We start from the raw sequence: 4636 nt of genomic DNA, 5'->3' as shown, positions 1-4636 counted from the left end.
GTACCGAACCGCCCCATGCGTATTGCCCTTGGCGTCGAATACGACGGCACCGACTTCCTTGGCTGGCAGCGGCTGAGTCACGCGAAGACCGTCCAGGGTTCGCTGGAGCGGGCGCTCAGCTTCGTCGCCCATACCCCGATCGAGGTGACCGCCGCCGGCCGCACCGACGCGGGCGTGCACGGCCGTTGCCAGGTCGTGCACTTCGACACCGACGTGGTTCGCGACCTGCGCGGCTGGATTCTCGGCGCCTGTTCCAATCTGCCGCATTCGGTGGCAGTCACCTGGGCCCAGCCGGTCCCGGACGATTTCCACGCGCGTTTTTCCGCGCGCGGGCGCCGTTATCGCTACCGCATCCTGCCGCGTTTCGTCCGGCCTGCGCTCGATGCGCGTTTCGTCGCCTGGGAGCGGCGCCAGCTCGACGCCGAAGCAATGAACGAGGCGGCACAGGCGATCGTCGGCGAGCACGACTTTTCCGCATTTCGGGCCATTTCCTGCCAGGCCGTGCATGCGCGCCGCAACGTGCGTTCGATCCGCGTGTTTCGCGAAGACATCCATGTCGTGGTGGAGATCGAGGCGAATGCCTTCCTGCACCACATGGTCCGCAATATCGTCGGCTCGCTGCTGCCGATCGGTCGTGGCGAGCAGGACGCCGGCTGGATGGCCGAACTGCTCGCCGGCCGCAACCGTGAGGTGGCCGGTGCGACGGCGCCTGCCGAAGGCCTGACGTTTATCGGCCCTCTCTACGAATCCCATTGGGGCCTGCCGGCGGAAGTGACGCTATGACCCGGATCAAGTTCTGCGGCCTTACCCGGCTCGAGGATGTCGAGCTGGCCGCGCGGCTGGGCGTCGATGCCATCGGTTTCGTCATGACCCGCCGGAGCAAGCGATACATCGAGCCGACTGCCGCCGCGCGCCTGCGCGACGCCCTGCCTCCCTACATCACGAGCGTGGCGCTGGTGATGGACGATGATCCTGCGTATATCGACGAAGTGCTGCGCGTGCTGCGTCCGGACATGCTTCAGTTCCACGGTGGCGAAACCGACGAGGCATGCGCTGCGTTTGGTGTGCGCTACACGAAGGCCATCGCCATGGGCGAGGGCGAGGGCGCCCTTCAACGCCTCCGGCAGTTCCCACGGGCGGCCGGTCTGCTCCTCGACGGCCACGGCCTTGGCGAGCAGGGCGGCAGCGGCCAGCGCTTCGACTGGTCGCTCATGCCGAAGGATCTTGCGCAGCCGCTGATCCTGGCCGGTGGCCTGGATGCCGACAACGTGGCGGAGGCCATTCGCGTGGCGCGGCCCTGGGCGGTGGATGTCTCCAGTGGGATCGAGTCGTCGCCCGGCATTAAGGATCGGGCTAAGATGGAACGCTTCATTTCTGCTGTACGAAGATAACGAGAAGGCAATGACCGAGATTGCGGATTTCCACGCCTACCCGGATGCACATGGTCGCTTCGGGGCTTACGGCGGCATCTACGTGGCTGAGACGCTCATGGAGCCACTCGCCGAACTGACCGCTGCTTATGAGAAGTTGCGGAAGGATCCCGCTTTCATCGCCGAGCTCGATCGCGACCTCAAGTACTACGTCGGTCGTCCCAGCCCGGTGTATCACGCTGAGCGCCTTTCCGCGCATGTCGGCGGCGCGCGCATCCTGCTCAAGCGTGAAGACCTGAACCATACGGGCGCGCACAAGATCAACAACACGGTGGGCCAGGCGCTTGTGGCCCGGCACATGGGAAAGACCCGGATCATCGCCGAGACCGGTGCCGGTCAGCACGGCGTGGCCAGCGCGACGGTTGCCGCGCGCATGGGCCTGAAGTGCGTGGTCTACATGGGCGCCGTGGACATCGAGCGCCAGAAAATCAACGTCTACCGCATGCGTCTGCTCGGCGCCGACGTGGTGCCCGTCACGTCAGGCTCGAAGACGCTGAAAGATGCGCTCAACGAAGCGATGCGCGACTGGGTCACCAACGTCGAGGACACCTTCTACATCATCGGCACGGTGGCCGGTCCGCATCCGTATCCGCAGATGGTTCGAGACTTCAATGCCATCGTCGGGCGCGAAGCGCGCGAGCAGGTACTCGAGCAGTTCGGTCGCCTGCCGGACGTGATCACGGCGTGTGTCGGTGGCGGATCGAACGCGATCGGCCTGTTTCACGCCTTCCTCAACGACCGCGATGTGCGCATCGTGGGCGCTGAGGCTGCGGGTGATGGCATCGAAACCGGTCGGCATGCCGCCTCGCTCGCTGCGGGCAAGCCGGGCGTGCTGCACGGTAACCGCACCTACGTGCTGTCGGATGCCAATGGACAGATCGTCGAGACGCATTCCGTCTCCGCCGGCCTGGACTATCCGGGCGTCGGTCCCGAGCATGCCTTCCTGAAAGACGCCGGCCGTGCCGAGTACGTCGGCATCACCGACGACGAAGCGCTGGAGGCCTTCCACCTGCTGGCGCGCACCGAGGGCATCCTCGCCGCGTTGGAGTCGAGCCACGCCATCGCCCAGGGCATCAAGCTCGCGCGTGAACTGCCCAAGGACGGCCTGGTGCTCGTCAATCTTTCCGGTCGTGGCGACAAGGACGTGCACACGATCGCCGAGCGTGAAGGAATCGAACTCTGATGAGCCGCATCGATCGCCGTTTCGCGGCGCTGAAGGCCGCCGGTCGCACCGGTCTGATTCCTTTCGTCACCGCGGGAGATCCACTGCCCGATGCCGTCGTGCCGATGTTGCACGCCCTGGTTGCCGCCGGCGCCGACGTGATCGAGCTGGGGGTACCGTTTTCCGACCCCATGGCCGATGGCCCGGTGATCCAGCACGCGAGTGAGCGTGCTATCGGCAAAGGCGTCGGGTTGCACAACGTGCTTGCCTGGGTCGCAGCATTCCGTGAGACCGACGATGAAACACCGATCGTTCTGATGGGCTATCTCAATCCGGTCGAAATGTACGGTTATGAGGAGTTCGCCGAAGATGCCATAGAGAAGGGCGTCGATGGCGTCCTTATGGTGGATTGTCCGCTCGAGGAGTCGCACGTGCTCGCGCCGCTCCGTGCGGTGGGTCTCGACCAGATCCTGCTGGCCTCGCCGACCACTACCGAGACGCGCCTGGCCGCCCTGAGCGAGGCGGCTTCGGGGTTCCTGTATTATGTGTCGTTCGCTGGCATCACCGGCGCGGCCCAGCTGAGCACCGGCGACATCGCCGAGCGCGTGGCGGGCATCCGGGCCCGGTCGAAGGCTCCGGTGGCCGTCGGTTTTGGTGTTCGCGACGCGGCAAGCGCCGTGGCGATTGGCGCCTTTGCCRACGCCGTGGTCATCGGCAGCGCCCTGGTCGATCGCCTCTCCGGCGCGACCTCGGCGGACGATCTCGCCGGCAGGGCACACGATTTCCTCGCGCCGATCCGCGCTGCGCTCGACGCGCGCTGAACGGCCGTTGGGTTAGAACAGATACACGGAGAGAACCATGAACTGGCTGCAGAAAATCATGACGCCGAAGACCCGCGCGCAGCAGCGCGCGGCCGGCGACAACAAGGGCAAGGTGCCCGAGGGCGTGTGGGAAAAGTGCGCCGGTTGCGGCACCGTCCTTTACAAGCCGGAGTTGGAAAAGTCGCTGATGGTGTGCCCGAAGTGCGGTCACCACCACGCGATCAGTGCGCGTGTTCGTCTGAATGCCTTCTTCGATGAGGGCAGCACCACCGAGCTCTGGCCGAAGATGGAAGCGGTCGATGCGCTGAAGTTCAAGGACCAGAAAAAGTACAAGGACCGCGTCGCTGCTGCGCAGAAGGCGACGGGCGAGAAAGACGCGCTTATCGCGATGTCCGGCCGCCTGCTGGATCGCCCGGTGGTGTCGGTGGCCTTCGAATTCGCCTTCATGGGCGGCTCGATGGGTTCGGTGGTCGGCGAGAAGTTCGCCCGTGCCGCTGAGCGCGCCCTGGCCGACAAGAGTGCCTTGGTCTGCTTCGCCGCCACGGGTGGCGCGCGCATGCAGGAAGGCCTGTTCTCGCTGATGCAGATGGCGAAGACCTCGGCCGCCCTGGCACGGATGCGCGACGCTGGCGTGCCGTACATCTCGGTGCTCACGCATCCGACCACCGGTGGCGTCTCCGCAAGCCTGGGCATGCTGGGTGACATCAACGTGGCTGAGCCGAAGGCGCTTATCGGCTTCGCCGGTCCGCGCGTCATCGAGCAGACCGTTCGCGAGACCCTGCCGGAAGGCTTCCAGCGTCCCGACTTCCTGGTCGAGCACGGCGCCATCGACGTTATCGTCGACCGCCGCGAAATGCGCGACAAGCTCGGCGCGATGCTCGGCATCATGCAGAAGGCGCCGCGCGCCGCGGCGTGATATGTGGGAGCCGCTTCAGCGGCGATATCCACGTTGCCGAAACCTTTCGCCGTGACAGCGTGTTATCGCGGAGCAAGCAAGCCCGACTCAGGTCGGGCTTTTTTTTGGTTCTTCGCGGATTACCGGGGCCCGAGCGCTCGGCTTTCAGGCCGAGCATGCTTCGTCACCTCGCACGTAGCACGTGGCTCGCCTTCGGCCTCGCGGGCTCGGCGTTGCCATCGCTCTCTACACTTGAGCGTTTCGCGGGGAGACCTTGGTGCCCACCCTCGCTGCTCAGACACGTCCTCCGCGTTCGAGAAGGAAAGGC

The 4636-nt window shown here is 65.5% G+C and carries 5 protein-coding genes; all 5 read left to right on the top strand.

Annotated elements, in window-relative coordinates:
* Positions 1-15: 15 nt before the first annotated feature.
* From truA to accD, 5 genes are read left to right on the top strand one after another with little or no spacing between them, the layout of a single operon-like run.
* Positions 16-783: a tRNA pseudouridine(38-40) synthase TruA gene (gene truA / locus AC1DT2_RS16265; RefSeq protein ID WP_213948129.1), complete on the top strand. Its 768-nt coding sequence runs from the start codon at positions 16-18 to the stop codon at positions 781-783.
* Positions 780-1391, top strand: coding sequence for a phosphoribosylanthranilate isomerase (locus tag AC1DT2_RS16260; RefSeq protein ID WP_477297450.1), 612 nt, complete (start codon positions 780-782; stop codon positions 1389-1391). Before truA ends, AC1DT2_RS16260 begins: the two co-directional genes overlap by 4 nt.
* A 10-nt stretch (positions 1392-1401) precedes the next feature.
* Positions 1402-2613 (top strand): tryptophan synthase subunit beta, encoded by a 1212-nt coding sequence (gene trpB, locus AC1DT2_RS16255; RefSeq protein WP_477297449.1) that lies wholly within the window; start codon positions 1402-1404, stop codon positions 2611-2613.
* Positions 2613-3413, top strand: coding sequence for a tryptophan synthase subunit alpha (gene trpA / locus AC1DT2_RS16250; protein ID WP_477297447.1), 801 nt, complete (start codon positions 2613-2615; stop codon positions 3411-3413). The genes trpB and trpA overlap by 1 nt, the downstream gene beginning before the upstream one ends.
* A 37-nt stretch (positions 3414-3450) precedes the next feature.
* Complete coding sequence (accD, locus tag AC1DT2_RS16245) at positions 3451-4329, top strand: acetyl-CoA carboxylase, carboxyltransferase subunit beta (protein ID WP_213948132.1); 879 nt, start codon at positions 3451-3453, stop codon at positions 4327-4329.
* Positions 4330-4636: the final 307 nt, after the last annotated feature.

The organism is Luteibacter sp. P4_E6 (assembly GCF_056401535.1).
The sequence above is the reverse complement of the archived record's forward strand: the minus strand, read 5'-3'. Positions and strand labels throughout refer to the sequence as shown.